At 71.5% G+C, this 24,782-nt stretch carries 23 protein-coding genes; 17 read left to right on the top strand and 6 right to left on the bottom strand.

From position 1 onward, the window contains the following. Window position 1: 1 nt before the first annotated feature. A complete protein-coding gene (locus tag ACAX67_RS11845) occupies window positions 2-883 on the bottom strand; it encodes an acyl-CoA thioesterase (protein ID WP_370704046.1) in 882 nt (293 codons plus the stop codon). A 148-nt stretch (window positions 884-1,031) separates the two neighbouring features. Here ACAX67_RS11845 and ACAX67_RS11840 point away from each other — a divergent pair, with 148 nt between their 5' ends. From ACAX67_RS11840 to ACAX67_RS11820, 5 genes are read left to right on the top strand one after another with little or no spacing between them, the layout of a single operon-like run. After that, window positions 1,032-1,865, top strand: a complete 834-nt coding sequence (locus tag ACAX67_RS11840; protein WP_370704045.1) for an SDR family oxidoreductase — start codon at window positions 1,032-1,034, stop codon at window positions 1,863-1,865. A 12-nt stretch (window positions 1,866-1,877) separates the two neighbouring features. Beyond that, the gene (locus tag ACAX67_RS11835; protein WP_370704044.1) at window positions 1,878-2,432 is read left to right on the top strand and encodes a VOC family protein; all 555 of its coding nucleotides are present in this window, start codon (window positions 1,878-1,880) and stop codon (window positions 2,430-2,432) included. A gap of 3 nt (window positions 2,433-2,435) precedes the next feature. Next, window positions 2,436-3,086 (top strand): carboxymuconolactone decarboxylase family protein, encoded by a 651-nt coding sequence (locus ACAX67_RS11830; protein ID WP_370704043.1) that lies wholly within the window; start codon window positions 2,436-2,438, stop codon window positions 3,084-3,086. After that, window positions 3,083-3,439, top strand: a complete 357-nt coding sequence (locus ACAX67_RS11825) for a DUF6285 domain-containing protein (protein ID WP_370704042.1) — start codon at window positions 3,083-3,085, stop codon at window positions 3,437-3,439. The genes ACAX67_RS11830 and ACAX67_RS11825 overlap by 4 nt, the downstream gene beginning before the upstream one ends. After that, on the top strand, window positions 3,436-4,602 hold the full coding sequence (locus tag ACAX67_RS11820) for an acyl-CoA dehydrogenase family protein (RefSeq protein ID WP_370704041.1): 1,167 nt from the start codon (window positions 3,436-3,438) through the stop codon (window positions 4,600-4,602). Before ACAX67_RS11825 ends, ACAX67_RS11820 begins: the two co-directional genes overlap by 4 nt. 57 nt (window positions 4,603-4,659) lie before the next feature. On the opposite strand, the gene ACAX67_RS11815 is transcribed toward ACAX67_RS11820, so the two are convergent. Next, on the bottom strand, window positions 4,660-5,631 hold the full coding sequence (locus ACAX67_RS11815) for a phosphotransferase family protein (RefSeq protein WP_370704040.1): 972 nt from the start codon (window positions 5,629-5,631) through the stop codon (window positions 4,660-4,662). Window positions 5,632-5,651: 20 nt separating this feature from the next. On the opposite strand from ACAX67_RS11815, the gene ACAX67_RS11810 reads away from it, so the two are divergent. Continuing rightward, complete coding sequence (locus tag ACAX67_RS11810) at window positions 5,652-6,557, top strand: hydroxymethylglutaryl-CoA lyase (protein ID WP_370704039.1); 906 nt, start codon at window positions 5,652-5,654, stop codon at window positions 6,555-6,557. On the opposite strand, the gene ACAX67_RS11805 is transcribed toward ACAX67_RS11810, so the two are convergent. After that, window positions 6,524-7,192 (bottom strand): GntR family transcriptional regulator, encoded by a 669-nt coding sequence (locus tag ACAX67_RS11805; RefSeq protein WP_370704038.1) that lies wholly within the window; start codon window positions 7,190-7,192, stop codon window positions 6,524-6,526. The genes ACAX67_RS11810 and ACAX67_RS11805 overlap by 34 nt on opposite strands. Before the next feature lie 26 nt (window positions 7,193-7,218). On the opposite strand from ACAX67_RS11805, the gene ACAX67_RS11800 reads away from it, so the two are divergent. From ACAX67_RS11800 to ACAX67_RS11760, 9 genes are all read left to right on the top strand, one after another. Further along, window positions 7,219-8,388 carry a CaiB/BaiF CoA transferase family protein gene (locus ACAX67_RS11800; RefSeq protein WP_370704037.1) on the top strand — a complete coding sequence of 390 codons (1,170 nt, stop codon included), beginning with the start codon at window positions 7,219-7,221 and terminating at the stop codon, window positions 8,386-8,388. An 87-nt stretch (window positions 8,389-8,475) separates the two neighbouring features. Beyond that, window positions 8,476-8,958, top strand: coding sequence for a hypothetical protein (locus ACAX67_RS11795; protein ID WP_370704036.1), 483 nt, complete (start codon window positions 8,476-8,478; stop codon window positions 8,956-8,958). Then, the gene (locus tag ACAX67_RS11790; protein ID WP_370704035.1) at window positions 8,948-9,706 is read left to right on the top strand and encodes an ABC transporter ATP-binding protein; all 759 of its coding nucleotides are present in this window, start codon (window positions 8,948-8,950) and stop codon (window positions 9,704-9,706) included. The genes ACAX67_RS11795 and ACAX67_RS11790 overlap by 11 nt, the downstream gene beginning before the upstream one ends. Beyond that, complete coding sequence (locus ACAX67_RS11785) at window positions 9,703-10,938, top strand: hypothetical protein (protein ID WP_370704034.1); 1,236 nt, start codon at window positions 9,703-9,705, stop codon at window positions 10,936-10,938. The genes ACAX67_RS11790 and ACAX67_RS11785 overlap by 4 nt, the downstream gene beginning before the upstream one ends. After that, a complete protein-coding gene (locus ACAX67_RS11780; RefSeq protein WP_370704033.1) occupies window positions 10,923-11,519 on the top strand; it encodes a hypothetical protein in 597 nt (198 codons plus the stop codon). The genes ACAX67_RS11785 and ACAX67_RS11780 overlap by 16 nt, the downstream gene beginning before the upstream one ends. Window positions 11,520-11,745: 226 nt before the next feature. Then, a complete protein-coding gene (locus ACAX67_RS11775; protein ID WP_370704032.1) occupies window positions 11,746-13,566 on the top strand; it encodes an ELWxxDGT repeat protein in 1,821 nt (606 codons plus the stop codon). Beyond that, window positions 13,563-14,675: a TIGR03032 family protein gene (locus tag ACAX67_RS11770; RefSeq protein WP_370704031.1), complete on the top strand. Its 1,113-nt coding sequence runs from the start codon at window positions 13,563-13,565 to the stop codon at window positions 14,673-14,675. Before ACAX67_RS11775 ends, ACAX67_RS11770 begins: the two co-directional genes overlap by 4 nt. A 22-nt stretch (window positions 14,676-14,697) precedes the next feature. Then, on the top strand, window positions 14,698-16,425 hold the full coding sequence (locus ACAX67_RS11765) for an ELWxxDGT repeat protein (RefSeq protein ID WP_370704030.1): 1,728 nt from the start codon (window positions 14,698-14,700) through the stop codon (window positions 16,423-16,425). A gap of 337 nt (window positions 16,426-16,762) precedes the next feature. Beyond that, window positions 16,763-18,391 (top strand): ELWxxDGT repeat protein, encoded by a 1,629-nt coding sequence (locus tag ACAX67_RS11760; protein WP_370704029.1) that lies wholly within the window; start codon window positions 16,763-16,765, stop codon window positions 18,389-18,391. A 26-nt stretch (window positions 18,392-18,417) separates the two neighbouring features. On the opposite strand, the gene ACAX67_RS11755 is transcribed toward ACAX67_RS11760, so the two are convergent. Genes ACAX67_RS11755 through ACAX67_RS11745 form a run of 3 tightly spaced genes read right to left on the bottom strand, consistent with a single transcriptional unit; the run spans window position 18,418 to window position 21,959 of the window. Further along, window positions 18,418-19,161: a succinate dehydrogenase/fumarate reductase iron-sulfur subunit gene (locus ACAX67_RS11755; RefSeq protein WP_370704539.1), complete on the bottom strand. Its 744-nt coding sequence runs from the start codon at window positions 19,159-19,161 to the stop codon at window positions 18,418-18,420. Window positions 19,162-19,175: 14 nt separating this feature from the next. Further along, window positions 19,176-21,212, bottom strand: coding sequence for a fumarate reductase/succinate dehydrogenase flavoprotein subunit (locus tag ACAX67_RS11750; protein ID WP_370704538.1), 2,037 nt, complete (start codon window positions 21,210-21,212; stop codon window positions 19,176-19,178). 33 nt (window positions 21,213-21,245) lie between these two features. Continuing rightward, complete coding sequence (locus tag ACAX67_RS11745) at window positions 21,246-21,959, bottom strand: succinate dehydrogenase cytochrome b subunit (protein WP_370704028.1); 714 nt, start codon at window positions 21,957-21,959, stop codon at window positions 21,246-21,248. 250 nt (window positions 21,960-22,209) lie between these two features. Between ACAX67_RS11745 and sdhC the strand changes: the two genes are divergently transcribed. After that, window positions 22,210-22,929: a succinate dehydrogenase subunit SdhC gene (gene sdhC / locus ACAX67_RS11740; RefSeq protein WP_370704027.1), complete on the top strand. Its 720-nt coding sequence runs from the start codon at window positions 22,210-22,212 to the stop codon at window positions 22,927-22,929. Beyond that, on the top strand, window positions 22,930-24,780 hold the full coding sequence (locus ACAX67_RS11735; RefSeq protein WP_527891017.1) for a fumarate reductase/succinate dehydrogenase flavoprotein subunit: 1,851 nt from the start codon (window positions 22,930-22,932) through the stop codon (window positions 24,778-24,780). Window positions 24,781-24,782 lie beyond the last annotated feature (2 nt).

Here is a 24,782-nt window from a genome sequence, read left to right as displayed (position 1 = left end):
GTCAGTCCGCGCCCACGCGGATCAGGCCCTCCTGGGCCGCCGAGGCCACGAGGGTGCCGGCGCCGTCGTACACGCTCGCGCGCACCAGCGCCCGGCCGTCGCCGGCCCAGGGCGAGTCGCACCGCCACAGGAGCCACTGGTCGACGGGGACCGGGCGGTGGAACCACACCGCGTGGTCGATGGACGCGGGGAGCACGTCGGCGTCGTACATCGACCGCCCGTGCGGCCGCAGCGCGGGGTGGAGGATGCGCATGTCACTGGCGTAGACGAGCAGTGCCGCATGGACGAGCGGGTCCTCCGGCGCCGGGCCGGTCGCCCGCATCCACACCAGGGTGGGCTGCTCCGGAGGTTCGACGGCGCGGAACCAGTCCGGCCCCAACCCGACCGTGCGCACCTCGAACGCGTCGAGGGTGGTGGCGTAGGGCATCACCTCGCCAGGCAGCTCCGCCAGGACCTCGTGGTCCGGCCGTACGCCGGCAGGCCCCTCCGCCGCGGGCGCGGCGACCTGGTGCGCGAGACCGGCCCGGGCGGCGGCGAACGAGAAGGACAGCTCCGCGATCGGGCGGTCGTCCTGCACGGCGACCACCTGGCGCTGGCTGAACGAGCGCCCGTCGCGGGAGCGGCCGACCTCGAGGTGCAGCGGCCGGGAGGCGTTGCCGGGGCGCAGGAAGTAGGTGTGCATCGAGTGCGGCAGCCGGGCGGGGTCCACCGTGGCGCCCGCCGCGACGAGGGCCTGGGCGGCGACGAGCCCGCCGAAGACGTGGCCGGTCGTCACCGAGACGCGCGCATGCCGGGCGGCGAAGCGGTCGGTGCCGGCGGGAGCGAGCTCGAGCAGGTCGATCAGCTCGGGGAGCGGCGTGGTCCACGCGTCGGCATCGGTCACGAGGGCAACTTTCAGGGGTGGCCCACACTCGCGTCAATATCGGCAGGTCTGCCGATAAGTTGCCCGCGTCGGCGGCAGGAGTCTTGACACGCGCGAGTCGCGACCAGAAACTGACAGGGAACCTTGTCAGAACAGCCGGAGGGGCGTCATGACGCGTCAGATCAGCGGACTTTCCATCATCGTCACGGGCGGCGCGCGCGGCATCGGCCGGGCCACCGTCGAGCGCTTCGCCCGCCAGGGAGCGTCGGTCGCGATCGGCGACCTCGACCCCGACCTCGCCGCCGAGGTGGCCGAGACCTTCGGCGACCGCGTCGCCGCCGCCCGCCTCGACGTCACCGACCCCGCGTCGTGGCAGGAGTTCCTCGGTGAGGTCGCGCACCTCGGACCGTGGGACGTGCTCGTCAACAACGCGGGCATCATGCCGCTCGGCGCGGTGCTCAAGGAGCCGGACTCCCTGACCCGGGCCATCTTCGACGTCAACGTGCACGGGCCGATCAACGGCATCAAGGCGGTGACGCCCGGCATGGTCGAGCGCGGACAGGGACAGATCGTCAACGTCGCCTCCGCCGTCGGCCGGCTGGCCGTGGCGGACGGGGCGACCTACTCGGCCTCGAAGTTCGCCGTCGTCGGCTTCAGCGAGGCGATCCGGCAGGAGTTCGCCCCGCTCGGCATCGACGTGTCGCTGATCCTGCCGACCGTCGTGCAGACCGAGCTGGCCGCCGGCGTACCTGCCGCCAAGGGCATGAAGCCGGTCACCGCCGACGACGTCGCGAAGGCGATCGAGTCGGTCGTTCGCAAGCCGAGGGCCGAGGTCTGGGTGCCCAACTGGGTGCAGGGCCCCACCAAGCTCACCCAGGCGCTCCCGCGCAAGGTGCAGGACCTGCTCGCGAAGACCAACGACGCCGCGACCGTGCTCACCCAGGCCGACCCGGTGGCCCGCGCGGCCTACGAGGAGCGGGCCCGTCGCAACGAGAAGAAGTGAGGAGCTGATCCGATGAGCACGACCGACGAGCGTCCGTTCGAGATCAACGGGTTCTGCCACCTCGCGCTGGTGTGCTCCGACATGCAGCGGACGGTGGACTTCTACCAGGGGTTGCTGGGGCTGCCGCTGGTGAAGACCGTCGAGCTCCCCGAGGGCGGCGGCCAGCACTTCTTCTTCGAGGTCGCTCCGGGCAGCTACCTCGCCTTCTTCTGGTTCCCCGACGCCCCCGCACCTGCGCCCGGCATCGCCTCCGCCGCCGACATGCCCGGGTTCGGTGAGATCACCAGCGCGATCGCGTCGATGAACCACGTCGCCTTCACGATCCCTCTGGACCGCTTCGACGACTACAAGGCCAAGCTCGACGCCGCCGGCGTGCGCACCGGGCTGATCCTCAACCACGACGACAGCCCGTGGACCGTGGCGGCCGAGATGCATCCCGGTGTCTACATCCGCTCGCTCTACTTCGTCGACCCCGACGGCATCCTGCTCGAGTTCGCCGCCTGGACGCGGGAGATCGGCCCGGACGAGGCGCAGCTGGTCCCGCAGACCGCCGCCGTGGAGGCCTGAGACGTGCCCCGCCTGCGCCAGGTGCCGCGGGCCGACGACAACGCGCCCATCGTCACGACGATGTACGACTTCCTCTTCGGCGAGGGCCGCGACCCGGTCGCCGACCCCGGCACCGAGTCGGGCACCCCCGGTGACTGGTGGACCGTCTTCGCGCTCGTGCCCGACGTGCTCGACCACGCCGTGAAGGGCTTCGGGCTGTACCGGTCCCCGAAGCGGCTGCTGCCGCCGCTCCTGCGCGAGCTCGGCCAGACCCGGGCGGGCTGGGCGAGGGGCAGCCAGTTCGTCTTCTCCCAGCACTGCAAGTCGCTGCGCGCCCTCGGCGTGCCCGAGGACAAGATCGCCGCGGTCGCGTCGTGGCAGGTCTCGACCCTGTTCGACGAGGCCGAGCGGGCGGTGCTGGCCTACACCGACGCGCTGGTCTACGACGGCGGGCGGGTCTCCGACGGCGTCTTCGACGAGCTGCGGCGCCACCTGGGCGACGAGGAGATCCTCGAGCTCACCTACATCACGGCGCTCTACGAGATGCACGCCGTGATGAGCCGGGCGTTGCGCACCGAGTTCGACGACCGTCCTGAGCCGATCGTGGAGGTGGCCGCCCCCGAAGGTGCGGCCTCCTACGACGTCGGCGCCGCCACCTCGGCGCCGCAGGGGTGAGCGCGGCCGGGGGCAGCGCGCCCCACGACCGGCCTGACCCGGTCGAGCTGCTCGTCTCGGTGCGCGAGCACCTGGCCGCCGTACCCGATCCTGATCGCGACCCGCTGCACCGGCGTGTGGCGGCCAACGTGGTGGCGATGGTCGAGCGGGAGCTGGCGGCCGCGCCCGCCGACGAGGTGGCGCACGCCGAGCGCCTCGCGCTCCTCGGCGTGGCGGACAACCGGGAGCTCGCGGAGCTCGCTGCGACGATGGGGGAGTCCGACCCGCGCTACCCCGACCTGCGCCGCGAGCTGCGTGCCTGGGCCGAGGCCAAGCTGGCGGTCGTCAACCCCCGCTACCTGGAGGCACCGTGAACGAGCTGCGTGCGCGGGTCCGCGCCTTCGTCGTCGACCTGGTCGAGCCGGCCGAGCCGGTCCTGCACCGCGGAGGTGCGGAAGCCGCAGAGCTGATGGCCGACCTCCAGCGCCAGGCCAAGGAGGCCGGCCTGTGGGCGATCGGGCACCCCGAGCACCTCGGGGGCGGGGGGCTGCCGTTCCTCGACTACGTCCACGTCAACGAGGTGCAGGGCCGCAGCGAGTACGGCCAGGTCGCGCTCGGCACCTTCACCCTGCAGGACTCCCTCATGCTCGACCGCTACGCGAGCGAGGAGTGGCGCTCGGCGTACCTCGAGCCGATCGTGCGCGGCGACTTCTGGCCGAGCTTCGCGATGACCGAGCCCGGCATCGCCGGCTCCGACCCGACGCAGCTGCGGACCAGCGCCGTGGTCGACGGCGACCACTGGGTGATCAACGGCCGCAAGTGGTTCACCACCGGCGCCCAGCACGCCCGCTACACGACGGTGATGGTGCGCACCGAGACCGACGCCCCCGTCCACGAGTCGTTCTCGCTGATCATCGTGCCGACCGACGACCCCGGCTACCGGATCGTGCGCGACACCCCGGTGCTGGGCCTGGTCGAGGACCACTGCGAGGTGGAGTACGTCGACCTGCGGGTGCCGCTCACCAACACGCTCGGCCCGCGGGGCGCCGGCTTCCGGATCGCGCAGGAGCGTCTCGGGCCGGGACGGATCTTCCACGCGATGCGCTGGCTGGGACAGGCCCAGCGGGCCTTCGACCTGATGTGCCAGCGGCTCAACGAGCGCGAGGCCCATGGCTCACCGCTGGCCCAGAAGCAGCTGATGCAGCAGCACGTCTTCGACTCCTGGACCGAGATCCAGTCCGCCCGGCTGATGACCCTCGCGGCCGCCGAGCGGATGGACGCCGGCGACCAGGCGCGCATCGAGATCGGCGCGCTCAAGGTCGCCGGTGCGCGGACGCTCCACAACGTCATCGACCGTGCCGTGCAGGTCCACGGCGCCCAGGGCCTGACCGACGACACGCCCCTCGGGCGGATGTACCGCACCGCTCGCTTCGCCCGCTTCTACGACGGGCCGGACGAGGTGCACATCGAGTCCGTCGCCAAGCGCCTCCTCCGCCGCTACGCCGCGGGCGACCGCTGGGAGTTCGGCGCCCCCTGACGTGCGGTCGGCGTGCCCGTCACCGCGTATCGAGACGCCTGCACCCGACCGCCGGCCTCAGCCCAGGAGGAGCATCGCGTCGTACTCGGCCTCGGCGACGCGGCGGCCGATCGCGGCGAGCTCGACGGAGCGCTCGGCGCCGGAGAGGTGGCGACCGACCTGGTGGCGGCAGATCGCGCCCCACCGGTAGCAGCCCATCACCTGCCACCAGAGCAGTCGCTCGGGATCCACCGGCTCGCCCCCCGCTTCGGTGTACGACGTCAGCAGGTCCTCCACCGAGCCGCAGCCGGCGACCTCGGGAGCGCGACCGAAGCGCCAGGCGCGCACGGTGAGCCAGGCGAGGTCCTCGCACGGATCGCCGACGTGGGCGAGCTCCCAGTCGAGGACGGCGCGGATCCCGTCCCGCCCGACGATGACGTTGCCGAGCCGGAAGTCGCCGTGCACGAGACGAGGCGCGACGGGTGCGGGCCGGTGCCGCCGCAGCCACGCGCCGACGTGGTCGAGGATCGGATGCGGATCAGGATCCTTCGCGAGCTCCGCGGACCACACGTCGAGCTGGTCGCCGGCCGGGAGCCCCGCGGCCGCCAGGGGAGCGGGGTCGATCCGGTGCAACCGTGCCAGGATCGCGCCGCAGTCGCCGGCGAAGCGGTCGCGCAGGCCGGCGTACGCGTCGTCCCGGAGGATGCGCTGCGGCACGGACTCGCCGGCGACGTGGCCCATCAGGACGAAGCCCCCCGCCAGCGGCCCGGGGCCGACCCCGGCCGCGAGCACCTCGGGGCTGGGCACCCCCGCCGCTCCCGCAGCCCGCATGCAGTCCGCCTCGCGCAGCAGCGCTCCGCTGTCGACCGAGCCCGGGGTGTCGAGGCGGAGGACCAGGGCGTCGTCGTCCCCGCGGTCCAGCAGCCAGGTCTCCCGCGAGGCTCCCGCAGGGAGGCGCCGCGCGTCGACGACACCCGTCACGCGTCCGGGAGCACCCACCTCCAAGGCCGCGACCAGTGCCTCGACGGACGCGTTGGCTGATCTCGGCACGGGGCATATTGTATACATTCGTGAGTCACGAGCCAGCGGCGAGCGAGGTCGAGATCGTCGAGGTCGGTCCGCGCGACGGGCTGCAGAACGAGTCCCGGGAGCTGTCGACGGAGGCCAAGGTCGACCTCGTGGAGCGGTCCTTCGCCGCCGGCCTCGGTCGCGTGGAGGTGACGAGCTTCGTGCACCCGAGGGCGGTGCCGGCGATGGCCGACGCGGAACAGGTCCTCGCGGGTGTCGCCGCGGGACCCGGCAGGGTGCGGTCCGCCTTGGTCATCAACCAGCGCGGCCTCGACCGCGCGACCGCAGCGGGCGTCGACGACCTCAACCTGGTGCTGGTCGCCACCGAGACCTTCTCGCGGCGCAACCAGCGGATGGGCGTGGCCGAGACGCTGGCCGAGATCGGTCGTCTGGTCGCAGGCACCGGACGTCCCGTGTGCGTGACGATCGCTGCCGCCTTCGGTTGCCCGTTCGAGGGCCGGGTGCCCGAGGCGACCGTGCTCGACCTGGCCGGCCGCGTCGCCGACCTGGGCGTCCGCGAGATCTCCCTGGCCGACACCATCGGCGTCGGGACCCCCGACCAGGTGGCCCGGTTGGTGCGGGGCCTGGACGAGGTCGCTCCCGGAGTACGGCGGCGTGCGCACTTCCACAACACCCGCAACACCGGCTACGCCAACGCGGTCGCGGCACTGGAGGCGGGCATCGACGCGCTGGACGCGGCGACCGGCGGCATCGGCGGCTGTCCCTTCGCGCCCGGCGCGACCGGCAACATCGCCACGGAGGACCTGCTCTACCTCCTGCACGGGATGGGGGTCCGGACCGGCGTCGACCTCGCGGCGGTCGTCGACAACGCCCGCTGGCTGCAGGAGCGGCTGGGTGGCGCGCCCGTTCCCGGTCAGCTCTCCCGCGCCGGTGTCTGGCCCGCCTGAGACTCGTGGAGGCCGGCGAGCAGGACGTCGCGGCCCTGGAGGATGTGCTCCACCATGAGCGCCCCTGCCCGGGCAGCCTCGCGCGCCGCGATCGCGTTGCGGATCAGCTGGTGGAACTCGTGCGACTGCCGGGTCTGCGCCGGCTCGAACGCGCGGAACGCGCGGAACACCAGCGACGCGTCGACCGTGCGGAGCAGCAGCTGTGCCAGCTGATCGTGCCGGGCCGCGGCGACGATTCCGAGGTGGATGGCGCCGTTGGCCTCGTTGAGCGCGTGCGCCCGGTCGGCGCCCCCGCGGGTCTCCATCGCCGCGGCGAACGCGGTGACGCCGCTGTCGATGACCGTCAGGTCGGCCGCGTCGTGGCGCTGCGCGGCCAGCTCGGCGGCGTACCCCTCCAGCCGCGCGCGCAGGTCGTAGAGGTCGACGACCTCCTCGACCGACAGCCCGCGCACCGTTGCTCCGCGGTTGCGCTCGATGCGGACCAGGCCCTCGGCCTCGAGCGTGCGGAGCGCCTCGCGGACCGGGGTGCGCGACAGGTCGAACTCGGCGGCGATCCGCTGCTCGACGAGGCGGGCGCCGGGTTCGTAGCGCCCTTCCACGATGGCGGTCCGGATCAAGTCGTACGCTGACGGCACGGACTGAATTGTATACAATCAGCCTCATGGCCGGACCACTGACGGGAGTGCGTGTCCTCGAGCTCGGCAGCTTCATCGCCGGGCCCTTCGCCGGGCAGCTGCTGGCCGACTACGGCGCCGAGGTCATCAAGGTCGAGCCTCCCGGTCGAGGCGACGCGATGCGCCGGTGGGGCCACACGCTCGACGGCGAGAGCCTGTGGTGGCCGACCATCGCGCGGGGCAAGCGGTCCGTCGCGCTCGACCTGCGCGACCCGGACGCGCGGGAGGTGCTGCGTGCCCTCACCGCCGAGGTCGACGTCGTGCTGGAGAACTTCCGTCCCGGCCTCCTCGCGAGCTGGGGCCTGGACCACGCCACCCTGAGCAAGGAGCACCCCGGGCTGGTGATGGTCCACGTCAGCGGCTTCGGGCAGACCGGACCGCGGGCGACGGACGCCGGGTTCGGCAGCATCGGCGAGGCCATGGGCGGCATCCGCCACACGACCGGCGACCCGGACCGGCCGCCGGCGAGGGCCGGAGTCAGCCTCGGCGACTCGCTCGCAGCTCTCTTCGCCGTGATCGGCACGCTCGCTGCGCTCCACGAGCGCTCGGTGAGCGGCCTCGGCCAGGAGGTCGACGTCGCGATCTACGAGGCCGTCGCGGCGCTGATGGAGTCGACGCTCGCGGACCACGTGCTCGCGGGTGTCACGCGCGGTCGGTCAGGCGCGACGCTACCGGGCGTCGCGCCGTCCAACGTCTACCCGACGAGCGACGGCTCGGGCGTCATCCTGGCGGCCAACGCCGACCCCGTCTTCGGTCGGCTGGCCACGGTGCTGGGGCGTCCCGAGCTGGCGAGCGACCCTCGCTTCGCCGACCACCAGGCCCGCGGCCGCCACGCCGCCGAGCTCGACGCGCTGATCGGCGACTGGACGTCCCGACACCCGGCGCCAGCGCTGCTCGAGGTCCTGGCCGGAGCCGGCGTCCCTGCGGGGCAGATCTACACGGCCGCGGAGATGCTGGAGGACGAGCACTACCGGGCGCGCGAGATGGTGCTGCACCTGACCAACGCCGCCGGCCACCTGGTGCCGAGCGCCGGCATCGTGCCGAAGTTCTCGCGCTCGAGGCCCGACGTCCCCGTCCCCGGCCCCGCCCTGGGAGCTCACGACGACCTGTTGGCGAGCGCGCGGCGGCGTGCGCGGTCCGCCCCTTCCGGGACCTGACCCACCCGGTCGGCACTTGCGTCCCAGTTCGAGCAGTGGTCTATTGGTCCCAACAAGGACTCGACAACTGTATGGGGGGATCTTCGGATGACACTTTCTCGGGGCATCGGACTGGGGCTCGCCACGCTCGTGGCGACGGTGGGACTCGGCCAGTCGGCCGCTGTGGCGGGAGGATGGTGGTGCAGCAGCTCCGATCCGCTCACCGTCTACGACGACGGCGTCGCCTCCGGTGCGGCCTACGGCCACTACTACAACTACGGCGACGGACGCGCGATGAGCACGGCGTGGTTCCGTGACCTGCGGCCCGGCGGGCAGGACGTGCGGGTCGAGACCGACTTCTACTGGTACGGCTACAACGGCACGGAGTGCGGTGACGCGGGCACCTGCTTCTGGTTCGACACCTCGAAGCAGACCGACCGCTACGACGGCTCGGACTGGTACAAGCACGCCCGCGCTCGCTACCTCAACGACTCGGCCTGGCGCTCGCGTGGCCGGATGGACATCTGCGAGATCCACGACTGGGCCAACGACCCCTGCAGCGCCAAGATCGTCGAGACCTTTGACTACTGATCCCGCGGCGCCGCTGCTGGAGATGATCGGGGTCGGGCACAGCTACGAGCGCACCGACGTCTTCGACGACCTCGTCCTGGCGGTCCCGCGCGGCCGCGTGGGGCTGATCGGGGTCAACGGCGCGGGCAAGACCACCCTCCTCCGCATGATCGCCACGGCCCTGCGGCCGACGCGGGGGGAGGTCCGCTACCCGGGCCTCGGGGGCTCTGCCGAGGCCGCACGGTCGCACATCGGGTTCATGCCGCAGTCGCTCGCGCTGCCGCGGTCGCTGCGGGTGCACGACTTCCTCGACTACGTGTGCTGGCTCAAGGAGGTGCCCCGGCGTGCCCGTCGGGCGGAGGCGGCCCGGGCGCTGGAGCTGGCCGACCTGGCGGTCTCCTCGCGCGCCACCGTCGGCGAGCTCTCCGGCGGCATGCACCGGCGGCTGCTCTTCGCGCAGGCGCTGGTCGGCCGGCCCTCCGTGCTGCTCCTCGACGAGCCGACCGCGGGGCTCGACCCGGAGCAACGGATCAGGTTGCGCGAGACGATCCGGGGCTTCGACGAGGTGGACCTGCTGCTCGTCAGCAGCCACCTGATCGAGGACCTGGTGCCGGTGGTCGACCGGGTGGTGATGCTCGACGACCACCGGATCGCCTTCGACGGGTCCGTCGAGGAGCTGCGGACGGTCGGCGAGGACGGGGGCACGATCGCCGGGGTCTCCGTCTACGAGGCGGCCTTCCTCCGGCTCCGTGCGGCGGTGCGCCGGTGATCGGGCGACGGAGGTGGTGGCTGCTCGCGCCCTTCCTGGTCGTGGCGGGCTACGCCCTCCTCGCCAACCGCGACTGGGTCGGTGGCTGGGCGGGTGCTGTCGACCGGACGACCGGCAGCACGGTGCTCACCGGCCCCGTCCTGGCGTCGATCGCTGCAGGTCTCCAGCTGGGTGTCACCCGGCTGCGACCGATCAGCGAGACCACGGTCCGCGGGCACGCGGTGCCCTATCGGTCGGCCGCGCAGGCCGCGGCCATCGGGGTGGTCGGCTACGGCGCCACGCTCGCCGGAGCCGTCGCCGTCACCCTCTCGGTCCCGCACGGAGGGCCCGCGCAGTGGTGGACCGGGTTCGCCGGCGTGCTGGTGCTCGTCCTCGCTGCACTGTTCGGCGCCCTGTGCGCGCATCTCCTGCCGAGCCCGCTGACGGTCGTGGCCGCGGGCCCGACGCTTTTCCTGATCGGCGCGTTCGGGCCCGCCCCGCTCCCGGAGGCGCTGCGCTTCGGGCCCACGGGGAGCCTCGTGGGGCTCCAGGTCGTCGCGTCGGTCTACCTGACGCGCTTCGCCCTGGTGGTCGCGCTCTGCGTCTGTCTCGGCGTGGCGATGGCGCCGTGGCGTGTGTACCCTCGCAGGATCCGCCTGCTCACGGCAGCTGGTGCCGCGGGCGTCGTGACGGCGGGTGCGGCCGTCGGCGTGTTCGCCGCCGGCACCGGCATCGGCGACACCCGGCTCGAGCGGTCCGCGGAGGGGCCCACCGCCTGTGCCGGCACTGCGCCGACCGTCTGCGTCGCTCCCTCCGAGCGCAGGCTCCTCGCCGGGGTGCAGCGCGCGATCGGCCGCGGCGCGGAGGTGCTGCGGTCCGCGGGCGTCGACCTCCCCGCCCGCTACGTCCAACAGCTTCCCTACGCCGAGGCACCCGCCGGCAGCGGGGAGTTCTACCTCGACGACCGCGAGGACCGCTCCGCCACCGAGTCGGTCCTCATGCTCACCCATCCGGCGTCGTGCCCGCAGTGGTCGCAGGACACGCCCCCTTTCGCCGCCCTCGACGCGCAGCAGGTCATCGCCGAGTGGGCGGCCGCCCGCCACGGCGAGCGACCGACGGCCTTCAGCCCGGAGATGGAGAAGTGGCTGCCCCACCTCGACGACGCCGCCACCACCTCCTGGGTGGTCCGGACCTTCGACCAGCTCAGGTCGTGCGACCTCGACCGGATCGTGCTGCCGTGGGACCTCGACTGAGGCCCGGCAGCGCCGTGCGCGCCTGGGTCGTGGGTCACGACGGCTTCCGGGTCGGCGTGGCACTCCTCGCGGTCGGCCTGGCGGTGTCGGTCTATGCCTTCGTGCGGGTGCCGTCGCCCTACGGCGGACCGATCCCGATGTGGTTCCTGACGCCGCCGGCCCTGGCGACGCTGTCGGCGCTCTCCGTCCGCAACGAGATCCCCGTGGTGGGGTGGGCCGACCGGCGGCTGCGGCGCGCCCGCCTGGGGTGGGCTCTGGCCGTGACGGCGCTGACGGGTGCCTGCGCGGCACTCGTCGGCGCCAACGCCGGGCAGGACCGCCTTCCCGAGCTGACGATGACGCTGACGGGGCTCACCTTCGGCGCGGCGGTCGCTGTCGGCCGGGGCAGTGCGGCGCTCGGAGCGGCCTGCCTGGTGGCGGTCGTCGGATCCACCGTGGCGCTGCACGACCTGACGCCGGCGCGGATCTGGGACCACCTGGCGTGGCCCGGCCAGACCGCCGCGGCCATCGTCTGCGCGGTCGCGGTCACCGCCTACGCCCGGTTCGGCGCGCCCGGGTCTGCGGGCGGTCTCTCCGGCTGAGCCGCCCCGACGGCAGGGCCGGGAAATGAGTACGACGACAGGGCAACCGAAGGGCCCGCCCGATCGTCATCAGTGCAGTGGCGACGGTTGTCGTCACCCGAACTGCTGACGAGACCTACCGCGGACCTGCATACTCGCGGCCAGGCTCTCCGCACGAGGCCAACCGGGAGGTCGGGTCATGAGTCGACGACAACGTTCCGCACGGGACAGCGCCCAGCGACTCCGGGTGGCCCGCGGCAAGGCCCTGCGCCGCCGGGCCCGCGCCCGGCGCGCCGTGGGCGTGGCCGCGGCTGTCACCCTGGCCGGCGCCGGCGCTGCCGCCGGAGCGGCGGCCGCTGCGCCCGCGACGGCGCACCGGCAGGTGACCACCGCGCTCGCCGACTGCGCGGGGGCCACGACCCCGGGCAGCGATCCGGAGAACCTCACCGACGTCGATGGTGCGCTCTACTTCACGGCCTTCGACAGCGAGCACGGCCAGGCCCTCTGGCGCACCGACCCCGGCGCGTCGGGGACGACGCTGGTCAAGGAGTTCGGCGCGAGCAGCGACTACGGCTACGACGACGGCTACGACTCGGGGGCGGGCAACCTGGTCGACGTCGACGGCACGCTCTTCTTCACGGTCGGCGGCGACGGGGACGAGCTGTGGCGCTCCGACGGCACCACCGCCGGCACCGTGCGGGTGAAGGGGTTCGACTCGGTCGGCAACGGCTACGACGGCGACGAGGGAGCGTTGACGGCGATCGGCGACACCCTGTTCTTCTCGGCCGACGACGGGACCCATGGCCAGGAGCTGTGGCGCTCCGACGGCACCAAGGCCGGCACGGTGATGGTCAAGGACATCGGGTCGGGCAGTGTCGGCTACGACTACTACTCCAACGGCCCCTCCTACCTCACGGCTGCCGGTGAGACCCTGTTCTTCGCCGTGGACGACGGCACGCACGGGCAGGAGCTGTGGCGCTCCGACGGCACCAGGACCGGCACGGTGATGGTCAAGAACATCCGGTCGGGCTCCTACAGCAGCCAGGTCCGCAACCTGGTCGCGGCCGGCGACGAGGTCTACTTCACCGCCCGCGACGGCGTCCACGGCCGCGAGCTGTGGACCTCCGACGGGACGAAGGCGGGCACGGCCCTGGTCAAGGACATCCGGCCGGGCAGCGGTTCCGGCACCTCGGGGCCGGTGGTCGCCGTCGACGACGGCACCGTGTTCTTCCCGGCCAGCACCGACAACGGCGGCCGTGACCTCTGGAGCTCGGACGGCACGACGGCCGGGACCATCCGGGTCAAGGACCTCGGCAGCTCCGAGGGCGACGGCTACGACGGCCTCGGCTACATGGCGGGCGTGGGCGACGAGCTCTTCTTCGCTGCCTCCGACGGGGTGCACGGCATCGAGCTGTGGGCCTCCGACGGCACCGAGAGCGGCACCGCGATGGTCGAGGACATCCGGCCGGGTGAGTACGACGGCTACCCGACCAACCTCGCGGCCGCCGGGGGCCAGCTCTACTTCGTCGCGCGCGACGGGGTGCACGGGCCCGAGCTGTGGCACTCCGACGGCACGCCGGACGGCACCGCCCTCGTCAAGGACATCGCCCCCGACGCCAACGGGCCGTCCCCGCAGGAGGTGACCGGATCCGGCGGCGTGGTCTACTTCTCCGCCGACGACGACGTGCACGGCTCCGAGCTCTGGCGCTCCGACGGCACCGAGGCCGGGACCGTCCTGGTCGAGGACATCAACACCGGCGGAGCGTTCGACGTCTCCGACAGGGCCACCGCCGACACCGACCGGGGCACGGTGCGGGTGCGGGTCACCACCGACGGTGGGGGGACCTTCTCGGTGGCGCGCAACAAGTGGCTCCGGGGGTCCTCGCGCGACGTCGCGAGCAACGGCAGGGACCAGGTCGCGTTCCGCGTCACCCTGGAGCCGACCCGGGCGGCCAAGCGTGTCCTGCGCCGCGAGGGCGAGCTGCGGGTCACGGCTCGCTTCACGTTCAGCTCCTGCGGCGGTGCGGTGAACAGCACGACCAAGCACTACACGCTGAAGATGAGGTGACCGCGCCGGAGGACGGACCCGCCCCGCCCGCGGGGCCGACGGGGCCGACGGGGCCGACGGGGCCGACGGAGGTCGGGTTCCACCACAGCGCGGGGCTGCCCGCCGTACTCACCGAAGCGGGGTGCGCCCTGCTCGTCTCGACCTACCAGGCCGGCCAGGTCGTGGCGATCGGCGTCGCCGGCGAGGAGCTGGTGTTCTCCTTCCGGCGTTTCGACCACGCCATGGGGATGGCGCTGGGCCCCGACCGCCTCGCCGTCGCGGGCAAGTCGCAGGTCTGGGAGCTGCGCGACCACTCCGAGATCGCGGCCGCGATGCAGCCCGAGGGCCGCCACGACCGGTGCTGGCTGCCGCGGTCGTCCTCCGTGACGGGATCGATCCAGAGCCACGAGATCGCGTGGGGGCGCGCCCCGTCGGGCGAGCCCGACCTGTGGGTCGTCAACACGCGCTTCTCGTGCCTGGTCGGCCTCGACGAGCGCTACAGCTTCGTGCCGCGGTGGCGTCCGCCCTTCATCAGCCGGCTCGCGCCCCAGGACCGCTGCCACCTCAACGGGCTCGCGATGCGCGACGGCCTGCCGGCGTACGTCACCGTCATGGCCCGTACCGACGAGCCGGGCGGGTGGCGCCAGGACCGCAACGACAGCGGCACGGTGCTCGACGTGGCGACCGGCGAGCCGGTGACCACCGGGCTCGCCATGCCCCACTCACCCCGTTGGTACGACGGCGGGCTGCTCGTGCTCAACTCGGGCATGGGCCGCCTCGAGCGGGTCGACGTGGCGACCGGCCGGAGAGAGGTCGTCGCGGTGCTGCCCGGCTACGCGCGGGGGCTGGCGATCCACGGCGGACTGGCTTTCGTCGGCCTGTCGAAGATCCGGGAGACGGCGATCTTCGGCGGCGCTCCGATCGCCGCCTACCACGACCGGCTCAAGTGCGGCGTCGGCGTCATCGACCTCGCGACGGGCGCCACGGTCGCGACCCTGGAGTTCGCGAACGCCGTCGAGGAGATCTTCGACGTCCAGGTCGTTCCGGGCGCGCGCTGCCCGACCTTCGGTGATACTGCCGGGGACGGCGACGACGTCTGGGTGCTGCCGCACCAGGGCGATCCGGCCTGAAAGGCTCCGAGGAGGTCCGACGATGAGGCGATCGACTGCAGCGGTGGTGGTGGTCACGCTGGCTGCCGGGGGGACCGCGGGCGCTGTCGCACCGCGGACCGGCCTGGCCGAGGCGGCGGTCGCTCCCCGGGTCTCACAGCTCGACTGCAGCGGCGCGCTGACCTACGAGAGCAGGCCGGCCGACCTGACCGACGCCGACGGCACCTTGTTCTTCACCGCCTACGACACCTCGCTCGACCCCACCATGTGGAGCACCGACGGCACCCGCGCCGGCACGTTCTGGCTCAACGACCTGTCCGGTGAGGAGCGCCGCTACACCAGCTACAGCACGCTCGAGGCCGTCGGCAGCACGATGTTCTTCACGGCCGACGGGTTCGACCGCAGCGGAGCGCTGAGCGGCACCGACCTCTGGCGCTCGGACGGCACGAAGGAGGGCACCGCCGTCGTCAAGCACTACACCGGCATCGGGGAGATGGCGGACGTCGAGGGGTCGCTGCTCTTCGTCGCCCGTGACCGGTCCGGCCATGTCGCGCTGCGGCGCACCGACGGCACGAAGGCCGGCACGTCCATGGTCAAGGACTTCGGCGCGCACCCGGCCCACGGTCCCGACCACCTCACGACGGTCGGGGACCGGCTCTACTTCAGCTTCGACGACGGCGTCCACGGCCGCGAGCTGTGGACGTCCGACGGCACCGAGGCCGGGACGGTGATGGTCCAGGACATCGCCCCTGGAGGCCCCGGCAGCTACCCCGTCCATCTGACCGAGGTCGGCGACGAGATCTTCTTCTGGGCCGACGACGGCGTCCACGGCCTCGAGCCGTGGGCGTCCGACGGCACCGAGACGGGCACCCACCTGGTCCGCGACATCGGCACGGGCGACTTCGGCAGCTCGACGTACTCGCAGGTCGCTGTCGGCGACACGCTCTACTTCTCCGCCGTCGGGGACGACGACGCCCTCGTCGACCTGTGGCGCTCTGACGGCACCCCGGAGGGGACCACGGTCATCAAGCAGATGGGCTCACGGCCCGACTACGACGAGGAGCGCTTCGACCTCGCCACCGCGGGCGGCCTGGTGTTCTTCGGCCCCAATGACGCCGACCACGGGCGCGAGGTGTGGCGCACGGACGGCACCGCGGAGGGCACGGTCCTCGTCAAGGACATCGGCGCGGACCCCTACGGCAGCGATCCCCAGGCCTTCACCGCCGTCGGTGACGAGGTCTACTTCGTGGCTGCGGGTCGCCTGTGGCGGTCGGACGGCACGGGTGCCGGCACGGTGCCGGTCCCGGGGCTCCCCACGATGACGGCGCACCGCCCCTACGACCTGACCGCGTCGGGCGACAAGATCTACTTCGGCTTCGACGACGGCGTCCACGGCTCGGAGGTGTGGGTCTCGGACGGCACCGCGCCCGGGACGCACCTGGTCCGGGACGTCAACCGGAGGGTCGACTGGGACGTGAGCTCGAAGCCGCGTCCCAACCCGCGCAGCACCGCTGCGCTCTTCGCCGCCTCGTTCGACAGTCCCGGCCGGCTGGCGGTCCGCCCGGCGCTCGCGGGCGGGGTCAGACGGTCCAGCCGGACCATCGACGGAGCCGCCCCGATCGACACCACGCTCCGCCTCGCGCTGACCAAGCGGGCCAAGCGCAAGCTGCTGCGCACCGGGCAGGTCACGATCGGCGCGCGGTTCACATTCCACTCCTGCACCGGAGTGGTCAGCGGCTACGAGCGGGCCTACACCCTCAAGGCCCGCTGATGCTCGAGCCTCGGGTACCTTCGGCACCTCCGAGGGCGACGATGGCGACGTCTGGGTCCTGTCCACCAACGCGAGCAGGGACGAACACGGAGGTACTCGGGACATGAGCCGGCGCCAACGTTCCGCGAACGAACAGGCACGACGCGCGCGGGTCGCCCGTTCCAAGGCGCTCCGCAGACGGGTCCGGTCGCGACGGGCGACGACGGCGGCCGCCGCGGCACTCACGCTGGCCGTCGGCGCGACCGCCGGTCCCGTGCAACCGGCGTCCGCTGACGACCTGTCGGCTGCAGCCGCCGAGTGGCCGATCCCGCCGTGCAGCACTCCGGACAGTGACCCGATGGACCTGACCGATGTCGACGGAAGGTTGTTCTTCACCGCCGACGACGGCGCGGGCGAGCGTGGACTGTGGCGTGCGGACAACACCGGGACCACCGCCGTCAAGCTCCTGGACTTCCCGTACAACTACGGCTCGGACGGCCGGTACGACGACCACGGCTATCGGGCGCTCACCGATGTCGGCGGCACCTTGTTCTTCATCACCAAGACCGACCGGACCGACGCGCTCTGGCGCTCCGACGGCACCAAGGGCGGCACCGTCCGCATCCAGCGCTTCGACGACCTCGACTCCCGCGGCGGGGAGAACGGGCCGAGCAACATGGCCGCGGTCGGCGACACCCTCTACTTCACCGCCGACGACGGCGACCTGTGGAAGTCCGACGGCTCCAAGGCCGGCACCGTGTTCGTCAAGCACATCGGCACGGGAGGCGACGAGAACTACTACTACGGCCCGACCGAGCTCACCTCGGTGGGCGACACGTTGTACTTCGTCGGCGACGACCGCACCGGCTCGGGGAGCGAGGAGCTGTGGAGGTCCGACGGTACGGCGGCGGGCACCGTGGTCGTCAAGGACATCTACCCCGGAGCCGACTTCCACGAGGGGCCCAGCAGGCTGACCGTCGTCGGCGACACCCTGTACTTCACGGCCGACGACGGTGTCCACGGTCGCGAGCTGTGGACCTCCGACGGCACGGATGCCGGGACGGTGATGGTCGAGGACATCGTGCCGGGAGCGGAGTCCGGGTCCCCCTCCACCTTGACCGAGCTCGGCGGCACCCTGTTCTTCGGCGTCCACGACCCTGAGGACGAGAGCCGCGACCTGTGGACCTCGGACGGGACGGCGGCCGGGACCTCGCTCGTCAAGGACTTCGACGTCGACGGTGAGGGGCAGGGCTACCTCCCGAGGATCGTCGTCGCCGGCGACCGGATGTTCTTCTTCGTCGGCGTCGCGGGTGGGGTCGAGCTGTGGACCTCTGACGGCACCGAGGCCGGCACGACGCTGGTCCAGGGCTTCCCCCTGGGGTGGAACAGCGGCGGTCCCGGCGAGCTGACCGCGGTGGGGGACACGCTCTACTTCTACATCGGCGGCTACTCCGTGGCCGGAGCCGACCTCTGGCGGTCGGACGGCACCGCGGCCGGCACCGTGCTCGTCGAGCACATCGACTCACCCACCTACGGCGGGCCGGGTGCGCTGACCGCGTCCGGCGGCAAGCTGTTCTTCGCCGTCGACGACAGCGCTCACGGCAACGAGCTGTGGGTCTCCGACGGCACCGGCCCCGGCACGCACCTGGTCCGCGACATCGACCCGAGCGTCATGTTCGTCTCGCGCGGAGCACGCACCGGGGCGGCCAACGCCACCGCGCGAGTGCCGGTCACGGTCTACAGCAGCGGCACCGTCAAGGTCGCGCCGGCGCGGATGGGGGGTGTCCGGAAGCTCCGCCAGGAGATCGTCTTCGACGGCAACTGGTACTGGGACGTCGCGACCCTCACCCTCGACCTGACCCGCGCGGCCAGGCGCGAGCTCCGGCGGACCGGTCGGGTCGAGATCGGCGCCAGGTTCACCTACACCTCGTGCGCCGGCCCGATCGAGACCGAGAAGCGGACGTACACGCTCAAGAAGAGGCGCTGAGCGCTACGACGGTTGTCAGGGGCTGGTCAGTGCCCGTGCTTCATCGCGGTGCGCAGGTCGCGGTTGAGCTGGCTGATCACGTCGAGCGGGATCTCCTTGGGGCAGGCGGCCGTGCACTCGCCGATGTTGGTGCACCCGCCGAACCCCTCGTGGTCGTGCTGGGCCGACATGTCGACCACGCGGCTCCACCGCTCGGGCTGGCCCTGCGGCAGCTCGCCGAGGTGGGTGATCTTCGCGCCGAGGAAGAGCGAGGCCGACCCGTTGGGGCAGGCCGCCACGCAGGCGCCGCAGCCGATGCAGGTCGCCACGTTGAAGGCACGCACGGCGTTGTCGCGCGGCACCGGCACCGAGTTGGCCTCCGGGGCCGAGCCGGTGTTGGCCGAGATGTAGCCGCCGGACTGGATGATCCGGTCGAAGGCGGAGCGGTCGACGCAGAGGTCCTTGATGACCGGGAACGCGCTCGAGCGCCACGGCTCGATCGTGATCGTGTCGCCGTCCTTGAAGGAGCGCATGTGCAGCTGGCAGGTCGTGGTGACCTCGGGGCCGTGCGCCTCGCCGTTGATCATCAGCGAGCACATGCCGCAGATGCCCTCGCGACAGTCGGAGTCGAACGCGATCGGCTCCTCGCCGAGCTCGTTGAGCTGCTCGTTGAGGACGTCGAGCATCTCCAGGAAGCTCATGTCCTGCGAGATGCCGCTGACCTCGTAGGTGTGGATGCCGCCCTTGTCGTCGGCACCGGTCTGGCGCCAGATCTTCAGGGTCAGGTTCATGTTGCCCGCGCTCATTACTTGTAGCTCCGCTGCTTCATCTCGATGGCGGTGTAGACGAGGTCTTCCTTGTGCAGGATCGGCGTGCCCATCTCGTTGGAGTCGGCGTCGCCCGCCCACTCCCAGGCGGCGACGTAGGCGAACTCGTCGTCGTGACGCAGCGCCTCGCCGTCCTGGGTCTGCGACTCACCGCGGAAGTGGCCACCGCAGGACTCGCGCCGGTTGAGCGCGTCGATGCACATCAGCTCGCCGAGCTCGATGAAGTCGGCCACGCGGCCGGCCTTCTCCAGGCTCTGGTTGAGGCTGTCGGCGGTGCCGAGCACCTTGAGGTCGCTCCAGAACTCGCGCTTGAGCTCGCGGATCATGTCGATCGCCTTGCGCAGCCCCTCGGCGGTGCGCTCCATGCCGCAGTACTCCCACATGATGTGGCCGAGCTCGCGGTGGAAGCTGTCGACCGACCGGTTGCCCTTGATCGCGAGGAACCTCTCGATCCGGTCCTGTACGGCGGCGCGCGCCTCCGTGACGGCCGGGTGGTCCTCCGCCACGGGGTCGAACGGGCCGTCCGCGAGGTAGTCGCGGATGGTGTGGGGGAGCACGAAGTAGCCGTCCGCGAGGCCCTGCATCAGGGCCGAGGCCCCGAGGCGGTTGGCGCCGTGGTCGGAGAAGTTCGCCTCGCCGGTCACGAAGAGTCCCTTGATGGAGGACTGGAGGTCGTAGTCGACCCACAGGCCGCCCATGACGTAGTGCACGGCGGGGTAGATCCGCATCGGGACCTCGTAGGGGTTGTCGCCCGTGATCCGCTCGTACATGTCGAAGAGGTTGTCGTACTTCTCGCGGACCGCGTCCTCGCCGAGACGCGCGATGGCGTCGGCGAAGTCGAGGTAGACGCCGCGGCGGAAGTCGCCGACCATCGGGCCGACGCCGCGTCCCTCGTCGCACATGTTCTTCGCCTGGCGCGAGGCGATGTCGCGGGGGACGAGGTTGCCGAAGGACGGGTAGATCCGCTCCAGGTAGTAGTCGCGGTCCTCCTCGGGGATCTCCCGCGGGTCCTTGGTGCAGTCCTCGGCCTTCTTCGGCACCCAGATCCGGCCGTCGTTGCGCAGCGACTCCGACATCAGGGTCAGCTTCGACTGGTGGTCGCCGGAGACGGGGATGCAGGTCGGGTGGATCTGCGTGTAGCAGGGGTTGGCCATGTAGGCGCCCTTGCGGTGCGCGCGCCACGCGGCGGTGACGTTGGAGCCCATCGCGTTGGTGGAGAGGTAGAAGACGTTGCCGTAGCCGCCCGAGGCGAGCACGACCACGTCGGCGAGGTGGGTCTCGATCTCGCCGGTGACCATGTTGCGCGCGATGATCCCGCGGGCCCGGCCGTCGACCACGATCACCTCGAGCATCTCGTGGCGGGTGTACTCCGTCACGGTGCCGAGCTTCACCTGGCGCTCCATCGCCTGGTAGGCGCCGATGAGCAGCTGCTGTCCCGTCTGCCCGCGGGCGTAGAACGTGCGGGAGACCTGCACACCGCCGAAGGAGCGGTTGTCGAGGAGGCCGCCGTACTCACGGGCGAACGGGACGCCCTGCGCCACGCACTGGTCGATGATGTTGGTCGACACCTCGGCCAGGCGGTAGACGTTGGACTCGCGCGAGCGGTAGTCGCCGCCCTTGACCGTGTCGTAGAAGAGGCGGTGGACGGAGTCACCGTCCTCCTTGTAGTTCTTCGCGGCATTGATGCCGCCCTGCGCGGCGATCGAGTGCGCCCGGCGCGGGGAGTCCTGGTAGCAGAACGACTTCACGTGGTAGCCGGCCTCGCCGAGCGTGGCGGCGGCGGCGCCACCGGCGAGGCCGGTGCCGACGATGATGATCGAGAGCTTGCGGCGGTTGGCCGGGTTGACCAGGCGGGCCTCGAACTTGCGGGTCTGCCAGCGCTCGGCGATGTCGCCGCCCGGCGCCTTGGTGTCGGCGATCGGCTCACCGAGGGTGTAGTAGCCCGCGGCGTCGTCGTACTCGCCGGGAGAAGGCTCGTCGTGCGAGCGGTCGGACGTGAGGGTGGTGTCCGGCATGTCGGTCATGAAGAGGTTCCCTTGCTTGCGCGGTCAGTCGATGATGCCGGTCATCACGGCGATCGGGACGAGCGAGAAGCCGCCGGCGATGAGGATGGCGATCGCGAACGCGATCGTCTTCGCGCGGGCGCGGCTGGTCGCCGTACCGGTGTAGCCGAGCGTCTGGAGCGCACTCCAGACCCCGTGGTGGAGGTGGGCGCCGAGCATGGCCATCGCCGCGAGGTAGATCAGGGTGATCCACCAGACGTCGAAGCTGTCGACCAGCAGGTTGTAGGGGTCGTCGGTCGGACCGCCCTGCGGGTTGACCTTGCCGATCGTGAAGTTGATCAGGTGCCAGACGATGAACAGGAAGATCGCCAGGCCGCCCCAGCGCATCAGCCGGCTGGCGGGGATCGCGCCGGTGTGCTTCTTGACGACGTACTTCACCGGGCGCGCCTTGCGGGCGCGGCGCGCGAGCTCGATGGCACAGGCCACGTGCACGACCAGCGCGATGACCAGGCCGGCGCGCATGATCCACAGGAAGCCCTCGTGGGGGAGCATCGGCTCGCCGAGCTCGCGCAGGTGGTGCGCGTACTCGTTGAAGGCGTCGTGGCCGGAGAAGGCCTTGAGGTTGCCGTACATGTGCCCGAGCACGAACCCGACGAAGATCAGGCCGCTGATCGCCATCAGGAGCTTGAGTGCGATCGAGGTGCGGGATGCTCGCGCTCCCTCGACGAGTCTGGGCCTTGTCGTTACGGGATTCGCCACGTCGGGCCACGCTACCGCTCGCGCTGTGCGGTCGCTAACGCGGTCCACTGTGACGTACGTCCTTTAGGTGACCCTTACCTGGAGCGCTTGCGAACTGGGTCGGTGTGGCCCCTTTCACAAACCGCCGTCAGTGTGCAGACTCAGGGCTCGCAGTTGCGAACCACATCCGGAGGTGCAGGTGACGACTGGCGTCCACGGCCCAGGCAGAGCGCAGATCGAGGAGCGAACGCTCCGCACGGACCGATGGTGGTTGTCGCCCCTCGCGACCTTCATCGTCTTCACCTCGTTCGTCATCTACGCGACGATCCGGGCCTTCATGGGGAAGAACTACTACGCCGAGCCCTACCTCTCGCCGTTCTACTCGCCCTGCCTGGGCAAGTGCGCGGAGGGAGGGTCCGACTTCGGCCAGCCCTTCGACTGGTGGCCGCTCTCGGCGGCGCTGATCATCCTGATCTTCCCGCTCGGCTTCCGGATGAGCTGCTACTACTACCGCAAGGCCTACTACCGCGCGTTCTGGCTCTCGCCGCCCGCCTGCGCCGTGGCGGAGCCGCACGGCTCCTACAGCGGTGAGACCCGGTTGCCGCTGATCCTGCAGAACGTGCACCGCTACTTCTGGTACGCCGCCGTGGTGGTCGGTCTCATCCTGACCTGGGACGTCGTGCTCGCCTTCGGCCCGGCGCCCGGCGAGAGCGGCGGGGTCCACATGGGGCTGGGCACCGTCCTGATGGCCGTCAACGTCGCGCTCATCTGGCTCTACACGCTCTCGTGCCACTCCTGCCGCCACATCGTCGGCGGCCGGCTGCGGCACTTCTCGAAGCACCCGGTGCGCTACAAGATGTGGACCTGGGTGTCCAAGCTCAACGGCAACCACCCGCGCTACGCGTGGTACTCGCTCTTCTCCGTCGCGCTGGTGGACCTCTACATCACCCTGCTGGCGGCCAACGTTTTCGACGACCCGAGGTTCTTCTAGATGACGACAAGTTCTCGGCACCCCATGACGGGCAACGAGATGTCCGGTGACGCGCAGGGCGGCATCGAGCGCCACCAGTACGACGTCATCGTGATCGGCGCCGGAGGATCGGGCCTGCGCGCGGCGATCGCGGCGCACGACGCGGGCGCCCGGGTCGCGGTGGTGTGCAAGTCGCTGCTCGGCAAGGCGCACACCGTGATGGCCGAGGGCGGCGCCGCCGCCGCGATGGGCAACCTCTACCCGGAGGACAACTGGGAGGTGCACTTCCGCGACACCATGCGTGGCGGGAAGATGCTCAACAACTGGCGGATGGCCCAGATCCACGCCCAGGAGGCCCCCGACCGGGTCATGGAGCTGGAGGACTGGGGTGCCCTGTTCGACCGGACCAAGGACGGGCTGATCAGTCAGCGCGACTTCGGCGGCCACCGCTACGCGCGGCTCGCGCACATCGGCGACCGCACCGGGCTGGAGATGATCCGCACGCTCCAGCAGCGCCTGGTCGCGCTCGGGATCGACGTCTACATGGAGTGCACCGTCACCGACCTGCTCAAGCGCGACGGCGTGATCGCCGGGGCGTTCGCCTACTGGCGCGAGTCGGGCCGGTTCATCGTCTTCGACGCACCGGCCGTGGTGCTGGCGACGGGCGGGTTCGGCAAGGCCTGGAAGGTCACGTCGAACTCGTGGGAGTACACCGGCGACGGGCACGCGCTCGCCCTGCGCGCCGGCGCGACGCTCATCAACATGGAGTTCGTGCAGTTCCACCCGACCGGCATGGTGTGGCCGCCGTCGGTGAAGGGGCTGCTCGTCACCGAGTCGGTGCGTGGTGACGGCGGCATCCTGAAGAACTCCGAGGGTGAGCGGTTCATGTTCAACCACATCCCCGAGTTCTTCCGGAAGGAGACCGCCGACTCCATCGAGGAGGCGGACCGCTGGTACGAGGACAAGAAGAACAACCGGCGACCACCGGAGCTGCTGCCCCGCGACGAGGTGGCCCGCGCCATCAACGCCGAGATCAAGGCCGGCAGAGGGTCACCGCACGGTGGCGTCTTCCTCGACATCGCCAGCCGTCGTACCCCGGAGTTCATCAAGAAGCGGCTCCCGTCGATGTACCACCAGTTCAAGGAGCTGGCCGACGTCGACATCACCGCGGAGCCGATGGAGATCGGCCCGACGTGCCACTACGCGATGGGCGGCATCGAGGTCGACCCCGAGAGCGAGCTGTCCGTCGTGCCCGGCCTCTACGCCGTCGGCGAGTGCTCCGGTGGCATGCACGGGTCCAACCGCCTCGGCGGCAACTCGCTGTCCGACCTGATCGTCTTCGGGCGTCGGGCGGGCGATGCCGCGGCGGCGTACGTCGCCGGGCTGCCCTCGCGTCCGGAGGTCTCCGACATCGACGTCGAGACGGCCAAGGCCAGCGCGCTGGCGCCGTTCGAGGTCGAGGGCCGCGAGAACCCCTACACGATCCAGCAGGACCTGCAGCAGACGATGAACGACCTGGTCGGCATCATCCGCGAGGGCTCCGAGCTGGAGCAGGCGCTGGTCGAGGTCGAGCGGCTCAAGGAGCGGGCGCGGTCGATGTCGGTGGAGGGTCACCGGCAGTACAACCCCGGCTGGCACCTGGCGATCGACCTGCGCAACATGCTGCTCGTGGGGGAGTGCGTGGCCAAGGCCGCGCTGGCCCGCGAGGAGTCGCGTGGCGGCCACACCCGCAACGACCACCCCGGCCCGACACCGGAGTGGGGCAGCAAGAACCTCGTGCTGCGGATCAACGCAGCCGGCGACGGGGTCGACATGACCGAGAAGGCGATCCCGGTGATGCCCGACGAGCTCAAGAAGTTCTTCGAGGAGTGATC

Origin of the sequence: Nocardioides candidus (genome assembly GCF_041321175.1) — a bacterium.
GTDB lineage: Bacteria > Actinomycetota > Actinomycetes > Propionibacteriales > Nocardioidaceae > Nocardioides.
The sequence above is the reverse complement of the archived record's forward strand: the minus strand, read 5'-3'. Positions and strand labels throughout refer to the sequence as shown.